The 24,179-nt window shown below is 70.1% G+C and carries 16 protein-coding genes; 7 read left to right on the top strand and 9 right to left on the bottom strand.

From position 1 onward, the window contains the following. Positions 1-80: 80 nt before the first annotated feature. Positions 81-2,072, bottom strand: a complete 1,992-nt coding sequence (locus OG395_RS32235; protein ID WP_327246055.1) for a bifunctional glycosyltransferase/CDP-glycerol:glycerophosphate glycerophosphotransferase — start codon at positions 2,070-2,072, stop codon at positions 81-83. Positions 2,073-2,174: 102 nt separating this feature from the next. Between OG395_RS32235 and OG395_RS32230 the strand changes: the two genes are divergently transcribed. Then, positions 2,175-5,639: a bifunctional glycosyltransferase/CDP-glycerol:glycerophosphate glycerophosphotransferase gene (locus OG395_RS32230; RefSeq protein WP_327246054.1), complete on the top strand. Its 3,465-nt coding sequence runs from the start codon at positions 2,175-2,177 to the stop codon at positions 5,637-5,639. Here OG395_RS32230 and OG395_RS32225 read toward each other — a convergent pair. Beyond that, positions 5,626-6,234: a TetR/AcrR family transcriptional regulator gene (locus OG395_RS32225; protein ID WP_327246053.1), complete on the bottom strand. Its 609-nt coding sequence runs from the start codon at positions 6,232-6,234 to the stop codon at positions 5,626-5,628. The genes OG395_RS32230 and OG395_RS32225 overlap by 14 nt on opposite strands. A gap of 184 nt (positions 6,235-6,418) precedes the next feature. Between OG395_RS32225 and OG395_RS32220 the strand changes: the two genes are divergently transcribed. Continuing rightward, positions 6,419-7,333: an ABC transporter permease gene (locus OG395_RS32220; RefSeq protein WP_327246052.1), complete on the top strand. Its 915-nt coding sequence runs from the start codon at positions 6,419-6,421 to the stop codon at positions 7,331-7,333. Between the two features lie 4 nt (positions 7,334-7,337). After that, positions 7,338-8,117, top strand: a complete 780-nt coding sequence (locus OG395_RS32215) for an ABC transporter ATP-binding protein (protein WP_327249523.1) — start codon at positions 7,338-7,340, stop codon at positions 8,115-8,117. Between the two features lie 72 nt (positions 8,118-8,189). Here the strand turns inward: OG395_RS32215 and OG395_RS32210 are convergent, their stop codons facing one another. Next, positions 8,190-13,211, bottom strand: coding sequence for an NAD-glutamate dehydrogenase (locus tag OG395_RS32210; protein WP_327246051.1), 5,022 nt, complete (start codon positions 13,209-13,211; stop codon positions 8,190-8,192). Between the two features lie 382 nt (positions 13,212-13,593). Here OG395_RS32210 and OG395_RS32205 point away from each other — a divergent pair, with 382 nt between their 5' ends. Beyond that, positions 13,594-14,160, top strand: coding sequence for a DJ-1/PfpI family protein (locus OG395_RS32205; protein ID WP_327246050.1), 567 nt, complete (start codon positions 13,594-13,596; stop codon positions 14,158-14,160). A 93-nt stretch (positions 14,161-14,253) separates the two neighbouring features. On the opposite strand, the gene OG395_RS32200 is transcribed toward OG395_RS32205, so the two are convergent. Both OG395_RS32200 and OG395_RS32195 read right to left on the bottom strand, forming a co-directional pair. Beyond that, positions 14,254-14,925, bottom strand: a complete 672-nt coding sequence (locus OG395_RS32200) for an HAD family hydrolase (RefSeq protein WP_327246049.1) — start codon at positions 14,923-14,925, stop codon at positions 14,254-14,256. A gap of 33 nt (positions 14,926-14,958) precedes the next feature. Next, positions 14,959-15,465 carry a DUF6912 family protein gene (locus tag OG395_RS32195; RefSeq protein WP_327246048.1) on the bottom strand — a complete coding sequence of 169 codons (507 nt, stop codon included), beginning with the start codon at positions 15,463-15,465 and terminating at the stop codon, positions 14,959-14,961. A 289-nt stretch (positions 15,466-15,754) separates the two neighbouring features. Between OG395_RS32195 and OG395_RS32190 the strand changes: the two genes are divergently transcribed. Further along, the gene (locus OG395_RS32190) at positions 15,755-16,171 is read left to right on the top strand and encodes an Rv3235 family protein (RefSeq protein ID WP_266985013.1); all 417 of its coding nucleotides are present in this window, start codon (positions 15,755-15,757) and stop codon (positions 16,169-16,171) included. A gap of 286 nt (positions 16,172-16,457) precedes the next feature. On the opposite strand, the gene secA is transcribed toward OG395_RS32190, so the two are convergent. After that, positions 16,458-19,283, bottom strand: a complete 2,826-nt coding sequence (secA, locus tag OG395_RS32185) for a preprotein translocase subunit SecA (RefSeq protein WP_327246047.1) — start codon at positions 19,281-19,283, stop codon at positions 16,458-16,460. 240 nt (positions 19,284-19,523) lie between these two features. Here secA and OG395_RS32180 point away from each other — a divergent pair, with 240 nt between their 5' ends. Next, entirely contained in the window at positions 19,524-20,147 is a 624-nt protein-coding gene (locus OG395_RS32180) for a GNAT family N-acetyltransferase (protein WP_327246046.1), read from the top strand. A gap of 34 nt (positions 20,148-20,181) precedes the next feature. Next, positions 20,182-21,357, top strand: coding sequence for a winged helix-turn-helix domain-containing protein (locus OG395_RS32175; protein WP_327246045.1), 1,176 nt, complete (start codon positions 20,182-20,184; stop codon positions 21,355-21,357). Positions 21,358-21,381: 24 nt separating this feature from the next. On the opposite strand, the gene OG395_RS32170 is transcribed toward OG395_RS32175, so the two are convergent. The 3 genes from OG395_RS32170 to OG395_RS32160 all read right to left on the bottom strand — a co-directional run bounded on the left by OG395_RS32170 (position 21,382) and on the right by OG395_RS32160 (position 24,061). Then, a complete protein-coding gene (locus tag OG395_RS32170; protein WP_327246044.1) occupies positions 21,382-22,134 on the bottom strand; it encodes a response regulator transcription factor in 753 nt (250 codons plus the stop codon). Positions 22,135-22,320: 186 nt separating this feature from the next. Continuing rightward, positions 22,321-23,007, bottom strand: a complete 687-nt coding sequence (hpf, locus tag OG395_RS32165; protein ID WP_327246043.1) for a ribosome hibernation-promoting factor, HPF/YfiA family — start codon at positions 23,005-23,007, stop codon at positions 22,321-22,323. A 322-nt stretch (positions 23,008-23,329) separates the two neighbouring features. Continuing rightward, positions 23,330-24,061 (bottom strand): ComF family protein, encoded by a 732-nt coding sequence (locus OG395_RS32160; RefSeq protein WP_327246042.1) that lies wholly within the window; start codon positions 24,059-24,061, stop codon positions 23,330-23,332. Between the last annotated feature and the right edge of the window lie 118 nt (positions 24,062-24,179).

Below are 24,179 nucleotides of genomic sequence, written 5' to 3'. Positions count from 1 at the left end.
TCATCGGGGGCCTGGTTGTCCGTATGGCTCAACCCCGTGAACGCCCGGGGGTCACCGGTTACGGCCTCGAACGTGTGACATTAGGCGCCGTCCAGGAACAGCCGTCGCACGACGCGCTCGGCGGCGCGCCCGTCGTCGTACGGACAGAACCGCTCCCGGAACGCGGCCCGGAGCGCGGTGGTCCGCGCCGACCGCCACTCCCCCGACCTGAACACCTCGATCAGTTCGTCCTCGGTGGTGGCGATGGCGCCCGGGGTGTCGCCGGGGCGGCCGGACAGCAGGTCGAAGTAGGTGCCGCGCGAGGCCCGGTAGGCGGCCCAGTCCGGGGCATAGCTGATGATCGGGCGGTCCAGGCAGGCGTAGTCGAACATCAGGGACGAGTAGTCGGTGATCAACACGTCGGAGGCGAGGCAGAGTTCCTCGACGGACGGGTGCCCGGTCACGTCGATCACACGGGCGCCGTGCAGCCGCGCGGAGCGGCCGTAGAAGTAGTGGGCGCGCACCAGCACCACATGATCCGGACCGAGTTCGCGTGCGAGGCGTTCCAGGTCGAGGCGGGGGACGAAGCCCTTGCGGTAGTCGCGGTGGGTCGGCGCGTACAACAGCGCGGTCTGTTCGGGGGCGAGGGAGAGCCGGTCCCGGATCTCGGCCCGCTGCGCGGCGGTGGCGGTGAAGAAGACGTCGTTGCGCGGGTAGCCGAGGTTCAGATGCTCGTACGCGGACGGGTAGACCCGGTCCCAGATCTCGGTGGTGTGCGGGTTGGCGGAGAGGGAGAAGTCCCACTGGTCGGCGTGGGCGACGATCTTCTCGAAGCTGATGCCGTTGGTGAGGGCCGGGTAGGCGCGCTGGTCGAGCCCCATGGTCTTGAGCGGGGTGCCGTGGTGGGTCTGGAGGTAGATCTGGCCGGGGCGCTTGGTGAAGCCACCGGGGAAGCTGGAGTTGTTGATCAGATACGTGGCGGTGGCCATGGCCCGCCAGTAGGCGCGGGAGCCCTCGATGACATACGGGGTACCGGGCTCCATCCGGTCGCGGTGGCGGGACGAAACGACCCAGACGCCCCGGATGTGCGGGGCGAGTTCGCGCGCCTTGGCGTGGATCGCGGCAGGGTTGCAGGCGACGCCCCGGTTCCAGTAGGCGCCGTAGACCGCGAGGCGGGGGTCGAGCGGCCGGTGCAGGTCGGCGCGGTAGGCGGCGCGCATGACGCGGGCGCGCAGCGTCTTCTTCCGGCGGCGCAGGGCGGCGGTGGTCCGGGCGCGCCGGTCGCGAACGGCCTGCTGGGCACGGTGGGCGGTGTAGCTGCCGGGGAGGCCGGCGGCGCGGTGGAAGGCGGGGCGGTCGGGCGGAGCGATCCGGCCGGGGTCGGCGAGCACGGCACGCAGATGGCGGGTGCGCGCCTCCTCGACGCGCGGGTCGTGACCCGTCTCGGTGCGCAGCCGCTCGTACGCGTCGATGACCGCGAAGTGGTGGCGGCCGGGGGTGGTGGCGAAGGTGCCGGTGCGGCGGATGCGGTGGCGGACACAGAACCGGTCGAGCTCGGCGAGGGTGCCCGCGTCGGCCGCGAGGAGTTCGGCACGATGGACGGGGAGGACGTCCTCGTAGGGGCCGTCGGTGAAGTGGAGGCCGTGCGCGGTCCAGAACTCCCGGCGGAAGAGCCGGTTGCGGACGGACGGGAGATCGTCGGCGGGGACGGTCTCGCCCCACCAGTCGATGCGGTCGTGCCCGAGGAGCAGCACGTCGGGCTCGCTCCGGGCGAGCCGGTCGGCGATCGCTTCCGGTGCGCCCGGTCGCAGCAGGTCGTCCCCGTCGAGGAAGAGCAGGTACGTGCCGCGCGCCTCGGCGGCCCCTGCGTTGCGGGCCGGTCCCGCACCGCGGTGCCCGGGAAGGCTCAACACCCTTGTCCTGTGGTCGCGTTCGGCGAACTCGGCGGCGATCTCGGCGCTACCGTCCGTCGATCCGTCGTCGACGACGATCAGTTCGGTCCCGGCGTCCGACCGGTCGAGCACGGACTCCAGGGTCTCCCTGAGATATCCCTGAACGCGGTGGACGGGCACGACGACACTGAGACGGAGCATGGCAGCCGAGCGTAACCGCGCACGGACCGCGTACCGAATCGCGCGTTCACCCGTTCGGGTCAGTGCCGGTGACTCGGGGCGTCCGCCCGGGTTGACCCGGGCATGAAGCCTCGTCTCAGTGTCGTCGTGCCCGTCCACAACGTCGAGGAGTATCTGGAGCCATGCCTGCGGTCGGTGGCCGAGCAGTCCGTCGACGCCATCGAGGTGGTGCTCGTCGACGACGGCTCGACGGACGGCAGCACGGCGATCGCGGAGGCCTTCGCCGCCCGCGACCGGCGCTTCCGCTATGTCCGCCAGCCCAATGCGGGGCTGAGCGCGGCCCGTAACGCGGGGGTACGGCACACCACACCCGGCGTCCCGTATCTGGCGTTCGCCGACAGCGACGACATCGTCGTCCACGACGCGTACGAGCGGATGCTGGCATCGCTGGAGTCGACCGGATCGGACCTGGCGACCGGCAATGTCTGGCGGCTGACCGAGCAGGGCCGGCAGCAGGCCTGGCAGTACCGCTGGCTGACCGGGACCCGCGCGCGCACCCACATCAGCCGGGATCCCCGGCTGCTCGCCGACCGGGTCGCCTGGAACAAGGTGTTCCGGCGTTCGTTCTGGGACCGGCACGCCTTCGCTTTTCCGGAGGGGAAGCTCTACGAGGACACCCCGGTGATGATCCCCGCGCACTTCCTCGCCGGTTCCGTCGATGTGCTGCACGAGCACGTCTACTACTGGCGGGTGCGGGAGGGTTCGATCACCCGGCGGCGTACGGATGTGAAGGGCGTACGGGACCGGATCGCGGCCTGCGAGCAGGTCAGCGCGTTTCTCGGCGGACGGGAGGCGAACAGGGGCGCTCGCCACCGCTACGACGCGTCCTGCCTGCGCGACGACTTCGTGTACTTCCTGGAGGGGCTGCCGATGGGCGGGCCCGAATACCGGGACGCGTTCATGGCCGGTGCGGGCGCGTTCCTCGACCGTGCGGGGCCTGCGGTCCTCGACGAGCTGCCCGTGGAGCTGCGGATCAAGTGGCAGCTGGTGCGGGAGCGCAGGACGGCCGAGCTGCTGTCGGTACTCGACTTCGAACGGGCCAATGGCGCGGGTACGTTCGCGGTCACCGGTGTACCCGGACGGCGGCGGGCGGCCTTCCCCGGCGTGCCGGAGAGCGCCCGCCCGGCCAGGACCGATCTCCCCGCGGTGGCGCGGCTGCTCGGGGCGGAGTGGGGCGGCGACGGGAAGCTCCGGCTGCGCGGATACGCGTACATCCGCAATCTGTCGGCCTCGGCTCCGCGCCACTCGCTGAAGATGGGGATGGTGCGCGCGACCCGGGGCACACAGCTTCGGACCGTGCCGGTGCGGACCGTTCCCGCCCCTGAGGCGACCGTCGACTCCGGCCAGGAGTTGCACAGTTATGACGGTTCCGGCTTCGAGCTGGTCCTCGACCCGAGGCGGCTGCGGCCGGGCAGCTGGCTGGTCGGAGTGGTGGTCGCCGGGCACGGTGTGGTGCGGCGCGTGGCGGTGCGGGCCGTGGAGGCGGGTGCGGTCCAGTCGCTGGTCCACGACCTGGGCGACGGGCGGCGGGCGGTGCTCGACTACCGGGGCGGGCGGCTGCAGCTGACCGTGGCACGGCTTTCCGCCCGGTGCGAGGCCCATCGCACGGGGGACGAGCTGGAGTTGACGGGCCGGCTGTACGGGGGTGCGCGGCCGAAGTCGCTGGTGCTGACGTGCGACGGGGCGCTGGAGAGCGAGTACCGCTACCCGTTCGAGTGCCGGGCCGGCGAACGCTTCACGGTACGGATCCCGCTCGCCGACCTCGCCCGCATGGCGGACGCACCCGGCCCGCCGCACCGGGCGCCACGTGAGGTCGAGGCGGAGCCCGGCGGGCGGTGGCGGGCACGGATGATCCTTGCGAACGGCTCCCGCGTGCCGCTCCCCGCCGCACCGGACCTGCCGCTTCCGGCACTCGCCGACGCGGGGGGCGAACTGGTCCTGGACCTGACCGGGCAGCCGGTCGTGGACCGGGCCGAGTGGACGGCGGACGGGGCGCTGCGCCTGGAGGGCGCGGCAGGTTCGGCGGAGGGCGCACCCCCGCTCGTGCTGCGGCATGACGCGCTGCGCGAGACGCTGACCATCCCGGTGTCGTACGAAGAGACGCCCGGGGGCCGGCGCGGCGCAGGCCGTTTCACCGCGTTCCTCGCCCCGTCGGTCGCGGCGGGTCTGCACGAGGGGCGCTGGGATGCGCATCTGGGCGGGCTGCCCGTCCGGGTGCTGACCGCGCTCACCGCGCAGCTGCCGCTCCGCAGGAAGGTCGAACCCACCGTCCTTGCCAGGGAGTTCACTCTCGACCGCCGTCACGGCGACCGGCTGACCCTGCACGCAGGCCCGGTCCTCGCACCCGCCGAACGGGGCGCGTACCGCCAGGCCGCCCTGCGTGGCACGTACTACCCGGCGCAACGCGCCCTGCCGCTGCGCGACACCGTTCTGTACACCGGCGGCGACTCCCCTCGCGCCGTCCACCACGAACTCGTGCGCCGGGGCGTGGAGTTCGAGCACCTCTGGGTGACGGACGGACGACAGGGGCACCTTCCGCCCACCGCCGTGCCGCTCGTCGAGCACAGCACCGCCTGGTACGAGGCCCTGGCACGGGCGCGCCGGATCGTCACCGCCGACCAGCTCCCCGAGTGGTTCGATCGGCGCCCCGGGCAGACGGTCGTGCAGACCTGGCACGGCGCCCCGCTCGGCCGCTTCGGCACGGACCTCACCGACTCCCTCTACGCCGACCACCACCACCTGGCGTCCCTGCCGCACCGCGCCGCCCAATGGTCCGTCCTCGTCTCCCCCAGCAGCTGGGCCACCCCCCATCTGCGCCGGGCGCTCGCCTACGACGGCGAGGTCCTGGAGGCCGGCTCGCCCGCCAACGATCTGCTCTTCGCCGCCGACCGGGAGAGGACCGCCGAGCGGGTACGGCGAAGGCTCGGCATCCCGGCCGGGCGCCAGGTGGTGCTGTACGCACCGACCTACCGGGACCACCTGGCCCACGCGGCCGCCGACGCCGGATCCCACCGCTGTCGCTGGGATCCGGCGCTCGACCCCTCGGCCCTGTCGGAGGCGCTCGGCGACACCCACACCGTGCTGGTGCGCAGGCATCCGCGGGTGGCCGGCTCCGTGCCCGACGGCCCCCACGTACGCGATGTGTCCGCGCACCCGGACACCGCCGAGTTGCTGCTGATCGCCGACGTCCTGGTCACCGACTACACGGGGCTGATGTTCGACTTCGCGCACACCGGCCGGCCCATGCTCTTCCACACGTACGACCTGGAGCACTACCGCGACACCGTGCGCGGCTTCTGCCTCGACTTCGAGACCCGCGCGCCCGGCCCGCTGCTCGTCGGCACGGACGAGATCGCCCGGGCGCTGCGCAACCCCGGCACCCTGGCCGCGTCGGCGCAGCGGCATGCGGAGGCCTACGACAGCTTCCGCAGGGACTTCTGCGACCTGGACGACGGCGGGGCGGCGGCCAGGGTCGTGGACCGGCTGCTGGCGCCACAGGCGGCGGAGGGGGCGGTCAGTTCTTCTTGAGGGCGGCAACCGCCGAGGCGGCGAGATCGTCGAGGTACCCCTTGGGCAGCTCGCCGCGGACGACCGCGAGCCGCCAGTAGAGCGGTCCGACGATCAGGTCCAGCGCGCGGTCCGGGTCGCTGTCCTCGGGCAGCTCACCGCGGGCGACGGCGTCCCGGACGACCACGGCGGCGATGCCCTGCTGCGGGTCGAGCAGGGCCGCCTTGATCGTGTCCGAGATCTCCGGGTTGCGTGCCGCTTCGACCAGCAGGTCCGGGATGATCTGCGAGGCGACGGGGTGACGCAGGGCGTAGGCGGCCAGTTGCAGGACGGCGCGGACGTCCCCGTACAGCGAACCGGTGGCCGGAGCAGGCATGCCCTGGACGGCGACGGCGGAGACCAGGTCGAGAACCAGCGCCAGCTTGGACTTCCAGCGGCGGTAGACGGCGGTCTTGCCGACGCCCGCACGCCGGGCGATGCCCTCGATCGACATCCGGGCGAAGCCGACCGCCGCCAGTTCCTCGAAGACGGCGCTGCGAATGGCATCGGTGACGTCCTCGCGCAGCACAGCGGCTCCGGCGGGGACGCGACGGCGGGTTCCCGGGTCGGTGGTCATGGCCAGAATGATAGTCCGTAACGACGAAACGGTTGCGTTGCGACGTCTATGCGCCCTACCCTCGACGTAGCGACGATACGGTTCCGTTCCGGCGATCGCGATTGTTCCTGCCCTCCCGTCGAAAGCGATCGTGGTGAGCCAGACAACAGCCTCAGCGACCCCGCCGGCCTCACCGGCCCCGGCGGTGACCGATGCGGACCCCGCCACCGCGCTCCTCCCGGTGTACGAACCGGGCGAGCTCGCCGCGCTCGCGGCGAGGCACGGGCTGACCGTGAGCGGCGCCCGACCGACCCTGGGCACCTACATCCGGCAGCTGTGGGGGCGCAGGCACTTCATCACGGCATTCGCCACCGCCAAGCTCACCGCCCAGTACAGCCAGGCGAAGCTCGGCCAGATCTGGCAGATCATGACCCCGCTGCTCAACGCGACGGTCTACTACTTCATCTTCGGCGTCCTGATGAACACGAAGCGCAATGTCGAGGACTTCGTGCCGTTCCTCGTCACGGGCGTCTTCATCTGGACCTTCACCAGCAGCTCGATCACTGCGGGCACCCGCGCGATCAGCGGAAACCTCGGCCTCGTACGGGCCCTGCACTTCCCGCGCGCCTCGCTGCCGATCGCCCTGGCCCTGCAGCAGCTTCAGCAGCTGCTGTTCTCGCTGGGCGCGCTGGTGCTGATCCTCATCGGGTTCGGGCAGTTCCCGCGGCCGTCCTGGCTGCTGGCCGTTCCGGCACTCTTCCTGCAGGCCGTGTTCAACACCGGCGTCTCGATGGTGGTGGCACGGCTGGCCGCCCGGACCCCGGACATCGCCCAGCTGACGCCGTTCGTCCTGCGCACCTGGATGTACGCCTCCGGCGTCATGTGGAGCATCGACGCGCTGCTCAAGGGAGACCGAGTACCGCACTTCGTGAAGGTGGCGCTGGAGTGCAATCCGGCCGCCGTCTTCATCGACCTGATGCGGTTCGCCCTGATCGACAGTTTCAGCGGGTCCCAGCTGCCCCCGCATGTGTGGGCCGTCGCCGCGGGCTGGGCGCTCGTGTGCGGGGTGGGCGGCTTCGTGTACTTCTGGAAGGCCGAGGAGCTGTACGGACGTGGCTGAGAACATGAATGGCACCGACGAGCGGGTCCCGACCGTCGTCGTCGACGACGTCCACATCACGTACAAGGTCAATGGCGCCCGTACCGGAAGGGGCAGCGCCACCTCGGCCCTCAGCCGGATCACCTCGCGACGGCAGGCCCCCGGAGTACGCGAGGTGCACGCCGTGAAGGGCGTCAGCTTCGCCGCGTACAAGGGCGAGGCGATCGGCCTGATCGGCTCCAACGGCTCCGGGAAGTCGACGCTGCTGAAGGCGATCGCGGGTCTGCTGCCGCCGTCGAAGGGCCGGGTCCACACCCAGGGCCAGCCTTCGCTGCTCGGGGTCAACGCGGCCCTGATGAGCGATCTGACCGGCGAGCGGAACGTCATCCTCGGCGGGCTCGCGATGGGCATGACCCGCGAGGAGATCCGCGAGCGCTACGAGCAGATCGTCGACTTCTCCGGCATCAACGAGAAGGGCGATTTCATCACCCTCCCGATGCGGACGTACTCCTCGGGCATGGGCGCCCGGCTGCGCTTCTCCATCGCCGCCGCCAAGAGCCACGACGTCCTGCTGATCGACGAGGCGCTGTCCACGGGCGACGCCAAGTTCCAGCGGCGCAGCAAGGAGCGCATCATCGAGCTGCGCAAGGAAGCGGGCACCGTCTTCCTGGTCAGCCACAGCAACAAGTCGATCACCGAGACCTGCGACCGGGCGATCTGGCTGGAGGCGGGAACGCTGCGGATGGACGGTCCGGCGAAGGACGTCGTCGCCGCGTACGAGAAGTTCACCACCGCCAAGAAGTAGCGAACCCGAACCGAAGGGGGGCGCCCCGGGCCGAAGCCCGGGGCGCCCCCCTTCCGTACAGTCGCCGCCCGATCAGCCGTGCGTACGCAGCAGCGTCCGCATCGTCCGCATGGCCACCGACAGGTTCGCCAGGTCGAACGCGTCCGACCCCCGGATCTCCTCCAGCGTGGAGCGCGAACGCGTCAGGATCGCCGCGTTCTTCTCCTCCCACGCCTCGAACCGCTCCGGCGGCGTCGACGTCCCGTTGCCCACGCCCAGCACATCCGCGGTGAGCGCGGCATGCGCGGCGTACAGGTCCTCACGGATGGAGGCGCGGGCCATGGACTGCCAGCGGTCGCTCCGCGGCAGCTCGATGATCCGGTCCATCAGCTGGGTGATGCCCAGCCGGTCCGCGAGGTCGTAGTAGACCTCGGCGACGGCGAGCGGGTCCTTGCCGACGCGCTCGGCGATCGCCACGATGTCGAGCGCCGGGAAGGCGGAGGAGAACCCGGCGACGCGCTGCGCCAGCTCGTCCGGGACGCCCGCCTCGCTGAGCTCTTCCAGGATCGACTGGTACCACTCCTCGTCGGCGCCCTTCAGCATCTTGGGCAGCTCGGCCCAGACCTGGTCGACGCCGTCCTTGAAGAAGCCGATCGTCCCGGCGATCTCCAGCGGCTGCGGCCGGTTGCCGAGCAGCCAGCGCGAGCCGCGCTCGACGAGCCGACGCGAGTGCAGCCGGATCCGGGTCTGCACATCGGCGGCGACCTTGTTGTCGAGCGCCTCGACGGCGTCCCACACCTGGCCCAGGCCGAAGATCTCGCGGGCCGCGGCCTGCGCCCGCACGATCTCCTCGATCGATGCGCCGGTCTCTTCCCGCAGCCGGTGCAGGAAGGTCGAACCACCGGTGTTCACCGTGTCGTTGACCAGCACCGTGGTGATGATCTCGCGACGCAGCGCGTGTCCGTCGACCGCCTCGGGGAACTGCGCGCGCAGCTGCTCCGGGAAGTAGGCGTACAGCAGCTTCTGCAGGTACGGGTCGTCCGGCAGGCTGGTCCGGATCAGCTCGTCGGATGTGGTGATCTTCGTGTAGGCCAGCAGCACGGCGAGCTCGGGCTGGGTGAGCCCCTTGCCGCTGTTCAGCAGCTCCCGGATCTGCCGGTCCGCGGGCAGGAACTCCAGCGCGCGGTCCAGGTGGCCGTCGCGGCCCAGGCGGCGCATGAAGCGCTGCTGGGCGTGGAGCAGGGAGGCGGACTGGGTGACGGAGTTGGCGAGCACGGTGTTCTGCGCGTAGTTGTTGCGCAGCACCAGGCGGCCGATCTCGTCGGTCATGTCCGCGAGCAACTTGTTGCGCTGCTTGACGGTCATGTCGCCGTCCCGGACCAGTCCGTTGAGCAGGATCTTGATGTTCACCTCGTGGTCGGAGGTGTCCACACCGGCGCTGTTGTCGATCGCGTCGGTGTTGATCCGGCCGCCGCCCCGGGCGAACTCGATCCGGCCGAGCTGGGTCGCGCCGAGGTTGCCGCCCTCGCCGACGACCTTGGCCCGCAGGTCCTGGCCGTTGACGCGGATCGCGTCGTTGGCCTTGTCGCCGACGTCCGCGTTCGACTCGGCCGACGACTTGATGTACGTACCGATGCCGCCGTTCCACACCAGGTCGACGGGCGCCTTGAGGATGGTCTGCATCAGGTCGGCGGGCGTCATCTTGGTGACCCCCGACTCGATGCCGAGCGCCTCGCGGACGTGCGCGTTGACCGGGATCGACTTCGCGGTACGGGGGTGGATGCCGCCGCCCGCGGAGAGCAGGTCCTTGTTGTAGTCGGCCCAGGAGCTGCGCGGCAGGTCGAAGAGGCGGCGCCGCTCGGCGTACGAGGTGGCGGCGTCCGGGGTCGGGTCGAGGAAGATGTGCCGGTGGTCGAACGCGGCGACGAGCCGGATGTGCTCGGAGAGCAGCATGCCGTTGCCGAACACGTCACCGGACATGTCGCCGACGCCGACGACCGTGAAGTCCTCGGTCTGGGTGTCGTGACCGAGCTCGCGGAAGTGCCGCTTCACGGACTCCCAGGCGCCGCGGGCGGTGATGCCCATGCCCTTGTGGTCGTAACCGGCGGAACCACCGGAGGCGAACGCGTCGCCGAGCCAGAAGCCGTACCCGACGGCGACCTCGTTGGCGATGTCGGAGAAGCTCGCGGTGCCCTTGTCGGCGGCGACGACGAGGTACGTGTCGTCCTCGTCGTGGCGCACGACGTCGACGGGCGGCACGACCTCGCCGGCCACCAGGTTGTCGGTGATGTCGAGCAGCGCCGAGATGAATGTCCGGTACGAGGCGATGCCCTCGGCCATCCAGGCGTCACGGTCGACGGCCGGGTCCGGCAGCTGCTTGGCGACGAAACCGCCCTTGGCGCCGACCGGCACGATGACGGTGTTCTTCACCATCTGCGCCTTGACCAGGCCGAGGATCTCCGTACGGAAGTCCTCCCGCCGGTCCGACCAGCGCAGACCACCGCGGGCGACCTTGCCGAAGCGCAGGTGGACACCCTCGACACGCGGCGAGTACACCCAGATCTCGAACGCCGGGCGGGGCGCCGGAAGATCCGGGATGGCCTGCGGGTCGAACTTCATCGAGACGTACGCGTGCGGCTTGCCGCCGTCCGCCATCTGGAAGAAGTTCGTGCGCAGGGTCGCCTTGATGACGGTGAGGAAGGACCGCAGGATCCGGTCCTCGTCGAGCGAGGCGACCTGGTCGAGCGCCCCGTCGAGCTCTTCGAGGAGACCGTCGGTCAGCTCGGTGCCGGCGCTCTGCCGGCCGGGCGACATCCGGGCCTCGAAGAGGGAGACCAGCAGCCGGGTGGTGTGGACGTTGTTACGGAGGGTGTCCTCCATGTAGTCCTGGCTGAAGGTCGAACCGGCCTGCCGCAGGTACTTCGCGTAGGCACGCAGCACCATCGCCTGCCGCCAGCTCAGACCGGCACCCAGCACCAGGGAATTGAAGCCGTCGTTCTCGGCCTGCCCGGTCCACACCGCGGCGAACGCGTCCTGGAAACGGTCGCGGGCGTCGTCGGCGAGGTACGTGCCGCTGCCGTTGACCTGCGGCATCCGCAGCCCGAAGTCGTAGATCCAGGCATGCGTACGGTCCGCGCAGCGCAGCTCGTACGGACGCTCGTCGACGACCTCGACCCCGAGCCGCTGGAGCGCCGGGAGAACGGCGGAGAGGGAGACCTGCTCACCCGTCCGGTAGATCTTGAAGCGACGCTCACCGGGGCCGGCGCCGACCGGCTCGTACAGGCTGAGCGCGAAGTCCTTCTCGTCCTTCTTCAGCGCTTCGAGTTGGACCAGGTCGGCGACGGCGGCGCGCGGCGTGTGGTCGGCCTTGTAGCCCTCGGGGAACGAGTGACCGTAGTGGCGCAGCAGCTCGGCGGCGCGCTCCTCACCGCACTCGGCGTTCAGCGCCTCCTGGAAGCCGTCGGCCCAGGAGCGGGCGGCCTCGACGAGACGCGCCTCGATGCGGTCGGCCTCGGCGTCGGTCAGGTCGGGCAGCTCGGTGCCGGGCGCGACTCGGACGACGAAGTGCAGCCGGGAGAGGATCGACTCGGTGTTCCAGGCGGTGAAGTCGACGCTGGTGCCGGCGAGCTCCTCCTTCAGGATGTCGATCAGCCGGAGCCGCACACCGGTGGTGTAGCGGTCCCGCGGCAGGTAGACGATCGCGGAGTAGTAGCGCCCGTACTCGTCCTGGCGGAGGTAGAGGCGCAGCCGGCGCCGCTCCTGGAGGTACAGCACGGACGTGACGACGGAGCGCAGCTGGTCGACGGGCGTCTGGAAGAGCTCGTCGCGCGGGTACGTCTCCAGGATCTGCAGCAGATCGCGTCCGTCGTGGCTGTTGGGCGAGAAGCCCGCGCCCTCCAGCACCTCGGCGACCTTGCGGCGGATGACCGGCACCCGGCGCACGGACTCGGTGTAGGCGGCGGACGAGAACAGTCCGAGGAAGCGGCGCTCACCGATGACGTTGCCGTCGGTGTCGAACTTCTTCACGCCGACGTAGTCGAGGTAGCTGGGGCGGTGCACGGTGGACCGGCTGTTCGCCTTGGTGAGGATCAGCAGCTTGTGCTCGCGGGCCTTGGCGCGGGCGTCTGCGGGCAGCCGGTCGAAGGACGGGCTGACCGGGTGCGCCTCGTCCTCGCTGTGGTGCGGGTCGGAGCGGAGGATGCCGAGGCCGGTGCCGGGGACGGCCGCCAGCGCGTCGCCGTCCTTCAGCTCGTACTCGCGGTAGCCGAGGAAGGTGAAGTGGTCGGCGGCGAGCCAGCGCAACAGCTCCCGGGCCTCGTTCACCTCTTCGTCGGCGAGCTCGTCGAGCGGCTCGCCGGGCAGGTCGTCGGCGATGCGCAGCGCGGCGTCGCGCATCTTCTCCCAGTCCTCGACGGTCTCCCGTACGTCGGACAGCACGCGGAGCAGATCCAGGGAGATCTGCTTCAGGTCGGAGCGGTCGGTCTCGCGGTCGATCTCGACGTGGATCCAGGACTCGACGAGCGCGTCGTGCGGCAGCGTGTGCGTGGTCCCGTTGGCGCCCTTGCGGCCCTGCTCGCCGACAGAGAGGCCGTTGCCCTCGGCAAGGACCTCGATGAGCTTGCCGGTGACATCGCGACGGACGACGACCTGCGGGTGGATCACGACATGGATGCCGCGCCCCTGCCGGGACAGCTCATTGGTGACGGAGTCGACCAGGAACGGCATGTCATCGGTGACGACCTCGACGACGGAGTGGCTGCACGTCCAGCCGTTCTCCTCGACGGTCGGGGTGTGCACCCGGACGTTCGCGGTGCCCTGCGGGCGGTTCTCCGCGAGCCGGTAGTGGGAGGAAGCAGCACCGAAGACATCGACCGGGTCGCGGCCGGCGAGGTCCTCCGGAGCGGTGTGCAGGTAGTAGCGCTGGAGGTACGAGAGCAGCACGTCCGGGCCCGGACGCTCGTCCTGCCCGGCACCGGTGGTGCCGGCCCCGGTGCCCGCAACGTGCACCCGGGGGGTACCGCCCGGGCCGCCGACACCACCGCCCGGACCGTTGTCAGCTACCCGGGCCGCCCGTGCGAGCAGCTCGGCCTTGGCTTCGTCCAGCTTGGTCTGCATGTCCTCTGGCTCCTGTCGCGCGCCGTTGCGTGACGTAGGTGAAAAAAGCGACGTACCGCCACGACACGGGGTTTCCGGTCTGACTCGACGCTATGCCGCTACGAGAGACGCCCGGGACCATATTGGCCATTTTTGGCAGCGGGTCCGGGACGAGGGGATCAGTGATCGCCCGGGCACGGTGGCACTCCGGGCGCAGGCCGGGGGCTTCGCTGCCCCCGAGGCGTATCGCGCTGATCACGGGGTCCAGGCTATCTCGCCCGTACCCGGAACCGTCATGAGCCGTATGTGTACAAAAGAAGGCCCCGAACTTTGACACTCTGGACAGCGCGCAACGGGCAGATGCACGCTTGACGCAGACGTCCGCGCGAGGGGAGCCCGCACCATGGCACCGAAAGTCCTGATCGTCACCGGCGACGCCGCCGAGTCCCTGGAAGTCCTGTACCCGTACCAGCGGCTGCGCGAGGAGGGGTACGACGTCCACATCGCGGCCCCCGCCCGCAAGACGCTCCGCTTCGTCGTCCACGACTTCGAGCCCGGCTTCGACACGTACACCGAGAAGCCCGGCTACACCTGGCCGGCCGACCTGGCGTTCTCCGAGGTCGACCCCGGAGACTACGTCGCCCTGGTCGTCCCCGGCGGACGCGCCCCCGAGTACCTGCGCAACGACCCCGAGCTCCGCAAGATCCTCAAGGCCTTCTTCGACTCGGACAGGCCGGTCGCCCAGATCTGCCACGGCCCTCTGCTGACGGCGGCGATCGGCGAACTGAGCGGCCGCCGCGTCACGGCCTACCCCGCACTGGAACTCGACATGCAGGCGGCGGGTGCCACCTTCGAGGACCATGAAGCGGTGGTGGACGGCACCCTGATCTCGTCCCGCGCCTGGCCGGACCACTCGGCCTGGATGCGCGAGTTCCTGAAGGTCCTGCGCACGAAGGCCCCGGCGAACTGAAGCCCTCGGCGGGCCGAGCCCCGCCGAGCCGAAACGTCGCCGAAGAACCCCCTCAGCCTTCCGTCGGGCCCCGCCGGACCCCTTCGGGCACCCTCAGCGGGTCATCTGCTCGGCAAGCTCCACAGCCTCGCCCAGACTGTCCACCACCGGCACGCCGGCCGCCTCCAGGCTGGCCCGGCTGTGCGACCCCCCGGTATAGAGCACCGCCCCCGCACCGACATGCGCCGCGGCCAGCGCGTCGTCCACCGCGTCGCCGATGACCACCGTGCGCTCGGGCGATATCCCGTCCAGAGCGGCAAGATGCCGCTCCATGTGCTGCGCCTTGCTGCCGCCGGACGGCCCGGTGCGGCCATCGACCCGCGTGAAGTGCCGCTCGATCCCGTACCCCCGGACCACCGGCACCAGCTGCTCGTGGACATACATGCTCAGGAGCGACTGGCTGCGCCCGGCGAGCTGCCACTGCGCGAGCAGCTCCGCGGCCCCCGCGGTCAGCCCGCAGGCGACCCGCTGCTCGGTGTAGTACCGGTGGAAGATCCCGTCCATCCGCTCCCACTCGGCCTCGGTGGGCAGCCGGCCCATCAGCCGCTCGTAGAAGCGGGGGATCGGGATGCAGTACATCTCCCGGTACTGCTCCAGCGTGAGCGGCTCCAGGCCCACCTCGGCGAACGCGGCATTCGTCGCGCCGACGACCGCGTCGTTGTCGTCGAGCAGTGTGCCGTTCCAGTCCCAGACCAGATGTGTGCGGTGCTTCCCGTGCGTCCCCATGGATAGAAAGTACCTGCCGGGTACGACAACGGGTCAGCCGATCAGGTTGGGAATCTCCTGCACCCCGAACCAGAGCAGCTCGTGGTCCTCGGCGCCGTCCACGGTGAACTGCGCGTCGTCGTCCCCGAGGTCCGCCGCGCCGAGCACCGCGGCGGCGGCCGCTACGTCCTTCTCCGCGTCGTCCGCGTCGACGTGCACTGCGGCCGCCTTCCTCAGCGCCACCGCGGAGGCGATCCGCACCTCACCGAGCGACGACGGATCGAGGCTGTGGTCGGGGTCGGCGACGGCTTCCCCGTCCGGCACGTCGACGGCGACGACCACGCGCCTGCGCATGGCATCCGGGTCCCCGGCGATCATCCGCAGCGAGGCGGACGCGGCCCGGTTGAGCGCCGCGTACTCCAGTTCCTCGATGTCGTCGGAGACGTACCACTCGCGGAGCGCGGGAGTCACCGCGTACGCGGTCAGCGGACCGGGGCCGACCTCGCCCGCCCGGTGCGCCGCTGCGAGACCGGAGAGGGTCAGGGGGACGTACACGCGCATGGCTGGCCGCTTTCGTAGTCGGAGACGCCCTCAGGATACGTGCGACGTCCCCCATCGGGGTTACGGGCACGGCCTCCGGCCCGTCCACCCCACGCGCACGATTCACCCCTCACGCCTCCCCCACACACCTTGCGGCACCGCGCCCATCACCCGGATAGGTGAATATCTGGAGCCGCGCCCGGCGCCCCGACGGCGCTTGCGGCCGCGTACGTCGCCGCCGTAGAAGATCCCCAACAGAAGTTACCGCCCGGTAAACGATCGGGCCTCGAATCAACGGGGGCGAAGAACGATGAGCGTGAACAGGACCCGGCCCGCCGGACGTCACGACCAGCGCAGGCCCGAGGCCGTACCGGCGCAGCGTCGCCGGACAGCGCAGCGAATGCGCCCGCACCACTGGTTCGCGGAACGCCTCCTCGCAGTTCTCAGCGGCCAGCGACCGGTCCACTGGATGCTCGGCCACACGATCGGCGAGGCCTACGACCAGCTTGCCGAACTGGCCCCGGCCACCCCACTCAGGGCCCGCGGCGCCCGCCCGGTGGTACGCCGCTGCCACGGCGCCCAGCCCGCACCGGGAGTGGTGGAAGCGTGCGCGAGCATCGCGGCGGGCGAAGAGGTACGCGCCATGGCCTTCCGCCTGGAACAGGGCCCGGACCTCCGCTGGCGCTGCGCGGCGGTGGAGCTGGGCGGCACCAAGTCCGGCAGCTGAGGCGAGACTCCGGCGCCCACCGCTCGCGGCACAGCGCGACCCCAGCGGCAATCCCCGAGCCCGTCCGTCTCCTGGGGCCCTTCCGGCGCTCGAGGACAGCCCCCGGCCCCACGGCAGGCTTGCACCAGTAGCCGCCTCGAGCCCGTCCGGCGCTGAGGACAGAGCCGCCGGACGGACCCGGAACCCCACGCCCCCGCACACGGCTGGGGCCGGACACCCCTCGGTGCCCGGCCCCAGCCGCCGTACAAATCAATCCCACGCCCACGGGGCGCAGGCGCAGCCGCACCTACTTCTTGCGGCGCCGCCCCCCGCCCCCGCTCTTCTGCGCCTTGCGCCGCTCGGCCCGGGTGAGCCCGTCCGACTCCGACCCGGCCCCACCGTCACCATTGGCGAAGTCGCCCTCGACGACACCGCCCTCCCCGTCCACCGTGGGAGCGGAGAAGTGGAGCCGGTCCGGCCGCTGCGGAGCGTCGAGCCCCTTGGCACGGATCTCCGGACGCGCCGCGGCCGGAACCGTGACGTCCTCCTTGGCCAGCGAGGTCCGCTCGGCCGCATCCTGCACCGGGACCTCCTCGACCTGCTGCTCGACCTGGACCTCCAGGTTGAACAGGTAGCCGACGGACTCCTCCTTGATGCCCTCCATCATGGCGTTGAACATGTCGAAGCCCTCGCGCTGGTACTCGACCAGCGGGTCCTTCTGCGCCATGGCCCGCAGGCCGATGCCCTCCTGGAGGTAGTCCATCTCGTAGAGGTGCTCACGCCACTTGCGGTCCAGGACGGACAGCACGACGCGCCGCTCCAGCTCACGCATGATGTCCGAGCCGAGCTGCTTCTCGCGCTCGTCGTACTGCTCGTGGATGTCGTCCTTGATGGACTCCCCGATGAACTCGGCGGTGATCCCGGCCCGGTCCCCGGCCGCGTCCTCCAGCTCTTCGACGGTGACCTTCACCGGGTAGAGCTGCCTGAACGCGCCCCACAGCCGGTCGAGGTCCCACTCCTCGGCGAAGCCTTCGGCGGTCTCCTGCCGGATGTAGTCGTCGATGGTGTCGTCCATGAAGTGGCGGATCTGCTCCTGCAGGTCCTCGCCCTCCAGGACGCGACGGCGCTCGCCGTAGATGACCTCGCGCTGCCGGTTGAGCACCTCGTCGTACTTCAGGACGTTCTTACGCGTCTCGAAGTTCTGCTGCTCGACCTGCGACTGCGCGGACGCGATCGCCCGCGTCACCATCTTGTTCTCGATCGGCACGTCGTCCGGCACGTTCGCCATCGACATCACGCGCTCGACCATCTGCGCCTTGAACAGCCGCATCAGGTCGTCGCCGAGCGACAGGTAGAAGCGGGACTCGCCGGGGTCGCCCTGACGGCCGGAACGACCGCGCAGCTGGTTGTCGATACGCCGCGACTCGTGCCGCTCCGTACCGAGGACGTACAGCCCGCCGAGCTCCCTGACCTCTTCGAACTCCGCCTTGACGGCCTGCCCGGCCTTCTCCAGCGCGGCGGGCAGCGCGGCCGCCCACTCCTCGACGTGCTCGACGGGGTCGAGACCGCGCTGGCGCAGCTCCGCCTCCGCGAGGTCGTCGGGGTTGCCGCCGAGCTTGATGTCCGTACCGCGGCCGGCCATGTTCGTCGCGACCGTTACCGCGCCCTTGCGGCCGGCCTGGGCAACGATCGTCGCCTCACGGTCGTGCTGCTTGGCATTGAGGACCTCGTGCTGCACGCCGCGCTTGGAGAGCTGCTGCGAGAGGTACTCGGACTTCTCGACCGAGGTGGTGCCGACCAGGATCGGCTGGCCCTTCTCGTGCTTCTCGGCGATGTCGTCGACGACCGCGGCGAACTTCGCGACCTCGGTCCGGTAGATCAGGTCCGACTGGTCGGCTCGGACCATCGGCCGGTTCGTCGGGATCGGCACGACGCCGAGCTTGTAGATCTGGTGGAACTCGGCGGCCTCGGTCATCGCCGTACCGGTCATGCCGGACAGCTTGCCGTAGAGGCGGAAGAAGTTCTGCAGGGTGATCGTGGCGAGGGTCTGGTTCTCGTCCTTGATGTCCACCCCTTCCTTCGCCTCGATCGCCTGGTGCATGCCCTCGTTGTAGCGGCGGCCGGCGAGAATACGGCCGGTGTGCTCGTCGACGATCATGACTTCGCCGTCGATGACGACGTAGTCCTTGTCCTTCTTGAAGAGTTCCTTGGCCTTGATGGCGTTGTTGAGGTATCCGACGAGCGGGGTGTTCACCGACTCGTAGAGGTTGTCGATGCCGAGCCAGTCCTCGACCTTCGCGACACCGGACTCATGGATCGCGACGGTCCGCTTCTTCTCGTCGACCTCGTAGTCGCCGGTCTCCTCGATGCCCTTGAGCGGGTTGCCGGCCTCGCCCTTCTTGAGGCGCGTGACCAGCTTGGCGAAGTCGCCGTACCACTTGGTCGCCTGATCGGCCGGGCCGGAGATGATCAGCGGCGTACGGGCCTCGTCGACGAGGATCGAGTCGACCTCGTCGACCACCGCGAAGTTGTGGCCGCGCTGGACGAGCTCGTCCGCGGACCACGCCATGTTGTCGCGGAGGTAGTCGAAGCCGAACTCGTTGTTCGTGCCGTACGTGATGTCGCAGGCGTACTGCTCACGTCGCTGGGCCGGCGTCATGTTCGCGAGGATGCAGCCGACGGACAGGCCCAGGAACTTGTGGACCCGGCCCATCATCTCGGAGTCACGCTCGGCCAGATAGTCATTGACCGTGATCAGGTGCACGCCCTTGCCGGAGAGCGCGTTGAGATACGCGGGCAGGGTGCCGACGAGGGTCTTGCCCTCACCGGTCTTCATCTCGGCCACATAGCCGAGGTGCAGCGCCGCGCCACCCATCATCTGGACGTCGTAGTGGCGCTGTCCGAGGACTCGCTTGGCGGCCTCACGGACCGTCGCGAATGCCTCGGGGAGCAGGTCGTCCAGGCTCTCGCCGTCCGCGTACCGTTCCTTGTACTCGTCGGTGAGCGCCCGCAGCTCGGCGTCGGAGAGGTTGACGAAGTCCTCTTCGATGGAGCTGACCTGGTCCGCGATGCGGTGCAGTTTGCGCAGGATCTTGCCTTCGCCTGCACGCATGAGCTTGTTGAAGACGGACACTGAGGCTGGTCTCCTTGCCGGTCGGGCCTGGCACTGGGTCGTGTTATGGACGCTGGCACGGGCACGGCAGGTGGGCCCCACCGCAACGGCCATCGTAAGCGAGGACCCCGCCGCGCCGGGAGGGCTGCCGCCGCGTTGAGCCCGCTGTGCCCTTTCGAGTCAACGGATGGAGGACTCGGAAGGTGCCGGAAAGCGCGAAAACTGGTCGCATCACCGTCGGCACCTCACCAGAATCCGTACATGGAGCCGATCACTCTCACCACCGAACGTCTGCTGCTGCGCCCGTTTCGCCGGAGCGACGCGGACGAGGTGTACGCCGCCTGTCAGGACCCGGACATCCAACGCTGGACGGTCGTCCCCTCGCCGTACAGCCAGGCCGATGCCGAACTCTTCACGGAGAAGCTGTCCCCCAGCGGCTGGCAGGACGACTCCATGTACAACTTCGCGGTGGTGCGGCGCGACGGCGGGGCGCTGACCGGTGCACTCGGCATCAACCGGCGCACACTGCCGGGAACGTACGAGGTGGGGTTCTGGACGGCGAAGGAGCACCGCGGTCTCGGCTATATGACGGAGGCGGTACGGGCTGCCGCCCACTGGACCTTCACCGCGCTCGGCGGGGACCGGCTGGAGTGGCGGGCCGAGGTCGGCAATGTGCCCTCGCGGGCCGTGGCGCAGCGGGCGGGCTTCCGCCTGGAGGGCGATCAGCGCTCGGGACTGCTGAACAAGGGCGTGCGGCGGGACACCTGGGTCGGCGCACTGCTCCCGTCGGACCTGGGCCTGCCGGGCGTCCACCCGTATCTGCCGACGAAGACCCCCACCGGCGCCCCCGCCTCCGGGCGCACAGACCGGTCCACCGCTCCGTGAACGAATGTCAGTGCGGCCCTCTAGGGTTCGGTCCATGACGCCTGTGCCGCCTCCCGCAGCCGAACTCTCCGCCGACCAGGCACGCAGGATCGCCCTGCGCGCCCAGGGCTTCCTCGGGGCACCGGACCGCCGGGCCGGGGTGCCTGGCGTGCTGCGGCACCTCGGCGCCGTGCAGCTCGACACGATCTCGGTGCTGGCCCGTTCGCACGAGCTGATTCCGTACGCGCGCCTGGGCGCCGTCGGCCGACGCACGATCGAGGACGCGTACTGGTCGGGTGGCCGCACCTTCGAGTACTGGTCGCATGCGGCATGCATCCTGCCGGTCGAGGAGTGGCCGCACTTCGCATTCCGCCGCCGCTCCTACCGCGCGCGTCCGCAGTGGAACCACGACCTGCCCGACGGGGCGTACGACACGGTGATCAAGCAGCTGCGCGCCGAGGGACCGCTGACGGCGACGGAGCTGGGCGGGGCGAAGAACGGCGGGGAGTGGTGGGACTGGTCGGCATCGAAGGTCGCCGTCGAGCGGGCTCTGATGTACGGCGAAGTGGTCTGCACCGAGCGGCGCGGCTGGAAGCGGGTGTACGACCTCGCGGAGCGTGCGCTGCCCGACGCCGTGCTGCACGACGATCTGGACGACACGGAATGTCTGCGCCGGCTGGTCGCCCTCGCCGGGCAGTCCCTGGGGGTCGGCACCCGTGCCGACATCGCGGACTACCACCGGCTGAAGGCCGAGCAGTTCGACGCGGTGGTGGCGGACTCCGGGCTGGTGCCGGTGACGGTGGAAGGCTGGGCGAAGCCCGCCTGGGCCGACCCGGCGGCGCTGGCTGCGGAGCCGCGCGGACGGCACCGTACGACGCTGCTGTCGCCGTTCGACTCACTGATCTGGGAGCGGGCGCGGACGGAGCGGATCTTCGGCTTCACCCACCGCCTGGAGGCGTACGTCCCCAGGCCCAAGCGGATACATGGCTATTTCGCGATGCCGCTGCTGGCGGGCGGAAAGCTCCAGGGCCGGGTCGATCCCGCACGCGAGGGCACGACTCTGGTCGCCCGGCAGGTGTCCCTGGCAGGCAGGAAGGCCGTGGCACCGATGGCCGAGGCGCTCGTGGAGGCGGCGTCCTGGGTCGGCTGCACGGCGGTCCGGGTGGAACGGGTGGACGCACCGGAGCTGCGCGAGCCGCTCAGCCAGGAAGTCGCCCGCGCCCTCGGCTGACCCGGCTGTACCGGCATACCCGATTCACCTGATCTCCAAAATCTTCTCCCGCATGGCATAGACCACTGCTTCCATCCTGGAGTGCAGCTGCAGCTTCTCCAGAATGTTGCGGACGTGGTTCTTCACGGTGTTCTCGGAAATGAACAGTTCCTTCGCGATATCGCGATTATTCATGCCTGTGGCAACCAATTTGAGGACTTCGAGCTCCCGGTCGGTGAGCCGCGGCGCCGGCACCAGCCTGCGCTCGTCGGTCCGCTGGATCATCGACTTGAATTCGGTGAGCAGTTTGGACGCCATGGAGGGGCTGATCTGGGACTGTCCGTCGGCAACCGCGCGGATCGCCGTGGCCACCTCGTCGGTGGAGATCTCCTTGAGGAGATAGCCGGTGGCACCCGCCTTGATCGCGTCGTAGAGGTCGGCCTCCTCGTCACTGATCGTCAGCATGATGATCTTTGCACTGGGGGCCACCTCCTTGATGGAGGTGCAGGCCTCGATGCCGCCGCGCTTGGGCATCCGTACGTCCATCAGCACGATGTCGGGCAGCAGGTCGGCCGCCTTGTCGACGGCCTCCGCCCCGTCACCCGCCTCGCCGACGACCTGGATGTCCTCCTCCTGAGCGAGGACGATCTCCAGGCCTCTGCGGAAGAGCGCATGGTCATCCACCACAAGGACGCGGATCGGCTCCTTACAGGAACTCTCCGCGTCCGCGCCGGTATCGGCACAGGCAGCGTCGTCGGCATCATTCGCATCGCGCACGGGCCCGAAGGTGTCCGCCATCGTTCCTCCCCCTGAAGGCCACAGCCTGAAGTTCACAAGCTGTCCGCCAACGGCAGTTCACAGAGCACCGATTGGCTTGGGACGTCATGATTCCATGCCCGGACGTCAGAGCGGTGGTCCTGTGGTCCCACACGGGTGCCCCTGGTGGCGTGATTGCGCCCCCAGGGGCACCACCGATGCGGGGCGTCAGCCGCCGAGCGCACCGCCCGCGCCGCCCGCCTCGTCAGCGGCCAGCGGGTCGGTCCTCAGGTGAATGACACCGTAGTCGTAGGCGTGCCGCCGGTAGACGACACTGGGTTCCTTCGTCTCGGCATCGACGAACAGATAGAAGTCGTGCCCGACCAGCTCCATCTCGTAGAGCGCCTGATCGAGCAGCATCGGTGCCGCGACGTGCGTCTTCTCGCGCATCACCAGCGGCCCTTCGCCCTGCACCTCGAGCGGGCCGAACCTGGTGGTGGGTACGGACTCTCCCTCGCCGCCGGCGAGGTCACCCTCACTGTTGAACGACGCCGCACCCGGCACGGTCTCGGCGACTTCGGCAGCGGGAATCCGGCCGTTGCCCCGGCGGCTGTAGCGCTTGTCGTGCTGCTTGCGCAGTCGCGCCTCCAGCTTGCCGGTGGCCAGGTCCAGCGCTGCGTAGGGGTCGGCTGCGGCCGCTTCCGCACGAATGACCGGTCCCCTCGAGCGAAGCGTGATCTCCACCCGGTCGGAACGGTCGGCCTGACGGGGGTTTGGCTCCTTGGACACCTCGACGTCGAGGCTGATCACCTTGCCGTCGAACTTCTGGATCTTGTCCAGCTTCAGCTTCTCGGCCACGTGCTTGCGGAACCGCTCGGGCACCTCGGTCTTGCGGCCCTTGACGACGATGTCCACGCAGAACTCCGTTCCCGGATCGCTCCGCTCAGCGGCGGAGCTTCTCCCTTTTGCACCAGGCTCCGGTGATCGCCGGAGCCGCGGACTCGGTGGCTTCGACCTCCTCCTCCCCCGTCCGGGAGGTCTCCACCCCACCGACTTTTCAGCTTCTGGGCTACCGGTGAGTTACCTGCCCGAAACCTGGGGGTGCATTCGTCGAGGTCCGGCATTCACCATTCCTCACAACCGAACATAGCCTGCCTGGCCGGATCTCGGCACCCGCTACCCGCACGTACCTCCGTTCAGGGCTCTTTACCCACTCACTACCTGCAACGATGAAAGTTCATTGGCAGTTCCGGTTTATTTCGAAGGTGGACGGAGATGCTGCAACAACGGCTGCCTGCCGCATTCCGGAACCCTTGTCTTCGCGCAGGCCCTCCGCGTCGAGCGCGCGTGCCGCCTCGGCCAGCGAGGCGCCGGTCGTCAGAAGGTCGTCCACGAGCACCACCCGTTCGGTCGCAAGCAGCAGCTCACCACCGGCCACCACCTCCAGCGCGCCCGCCAGATTCTCCTGCCGCCGCCGGGCACCGAGCCCCGACTGATCGGCCACCGGCCGCCGTTGCCGCAGGACGGATGCCACCTGCGCCGGCACGCCACCGCGCCGCAGCTCGCCCGCGGCCGACAGCGCGATCCTGCGCGTCGGATCGTGCCCGCGCGCCGCCACCGCCCGCCGCGCCGACGGCACCGGCACGAGGAGCAGCGGTCCCGGCCGACCACACGCCTGCCCCGTCCCGGCCCTTACCGCGCCCGCCAGCGCACTCCCGAGCTCCCGAGACAGTCCCAGTACGCCACGCTCCTTATGGGCCAGGAGCATCGCCCGTACGGCGTTCTCGTACGCCGCGGCAGCATGCACCACCGGCAGTCCGGCCGGCTCCGGCGCAGGTCTCACCCGTCGCGGCACCGCGCCGTGAAGCGCCGCCCGGCAGTCCTCGCACAGCTCGGTCCGCGGTCTGCCGCAGCCACCGCAGGCCACAGGCAGGACCAGCCCGGCGATCTCCCGCCACCACCCCCGCATGACTCCACTGTGCGCCCGCAGCACGAACCCGGCCACCCCTGTGGACAACGCGCCGCCCCGAACGGGAGGGGCGTCCGCCCGCACGCGATCAGGGGCACCCGGCCCCCCAGGTCCGGAG

The organism is Streptomyces sp. NBC_01320, assembly GCF_035974375.1.
Classification (GTDB): domain Bacteria; phylum Actinomycetota; class Actinomycetes; order Streptomycetales; family Streptomycetaceae; genus Streptomyces; species Streptomyces yanii.
The sequence above is the reverse complement of the archived record's forward strand: the minus strand, read 5'-3'. Positions and strand labels throughout refer to the sequence as shown.

Excerpts from the sequence above, each read along its gene's own strand:
- OG395_RS32235 (WP_327246055.1), bottom strand. The coding sequence starts at position 2,072 with ATGCTCCGTCTCAGTGTCGTCGTGCCCGTCCACCGCGTTCAGGGATAT.
- OG395_RS32230 (WP_327246054.1), top strand. The coding sequence starts at position 2,175 with ATGAAGCCTCGTCTCAGTGTCGTCGTGCCCGTCCACAACGTCGAGGAG.
- OG395_RS32225 (WP_327246053.1), bottom strand. The coding sequence starts at position 6,234 with ATGACCACCGACCCGGGAACCCGCCGTCGCGTCCCCGCCGGAGCCGCT.
- OG395_RS32215 (WP_327249523.1), top strand. The coding sequence starts at position 7,338 with ATGAATGGCACCGACGAGCGGGTCCCGACCGTCGTCGTCGACGACGTC.
- OG395_RS32210 (WP_327246051.1), bottom strand. The coding sequence starts at position 13,211 with ATGCAGACCAAGCTGGACGAAGCCAAGGCCGAGCTGCTCGCACGGGCG.
- OG395_RS32205 (WP_327246050.1), top strand. The coding sequence starts at position 13,594 with ATGGCACCGAAAGTCCTGATCGTCACCGGCGACGCCGCCGAGTCCCTG.
- OG395_RS32200 (WP_327246049.1), bottom strand. The coding sequence starts at position 14,925 with ATGGGGACGCACGGGAAGCACCGCACACATCTGGTCTGGGACTGGAAC.
- OG395_RS32195 (WP_327246048.1), bottom strand. The coding sequence starts at position 15,465 with ATGCGCGTGTACGTCCCCCTGACCCTCTCCGGTCTCGCAGCGGCGCAC.
- OG395_RS32190 (WP_266985013.1), top strand. The coding sequence starts at position 15,755 with ATGAGCGTGAACAGGACCCGGCCCGCCGGACGTCACGACCAGCGCAGG.
- OG395_RS32180 (WP_327246046.1), top strand. The coding sequence starts at position 19,524 with ATGGAGCCGATCACTCTCACCACCGAACGTCTGCTGCTGCGCCCGTTT.
- OG395_RS32175 (WP_327246045.1), top strand. The coding sequence starts at position 20,182 with ATGACGCCTGTGCCGCCTCCCGCAGCCGAACTCTCCGCCGACCAGGCA.
- OG395_RS32170 (WP_327246044.1), bottom strand. The coding sequence starts at position 22,134 with ATGGCGGACACCTTCGGGCCCGTGCGCGATGCGAATGATGCCGACGAC.
- OG395_RS32160 (WP_327246042.1), bottom strand. The coding sequence starts at position 24,061 with ATGCGGGGGTGGTGGCGGGAGATCGCCGGGCTGGTCCTGCCTGTGGCC.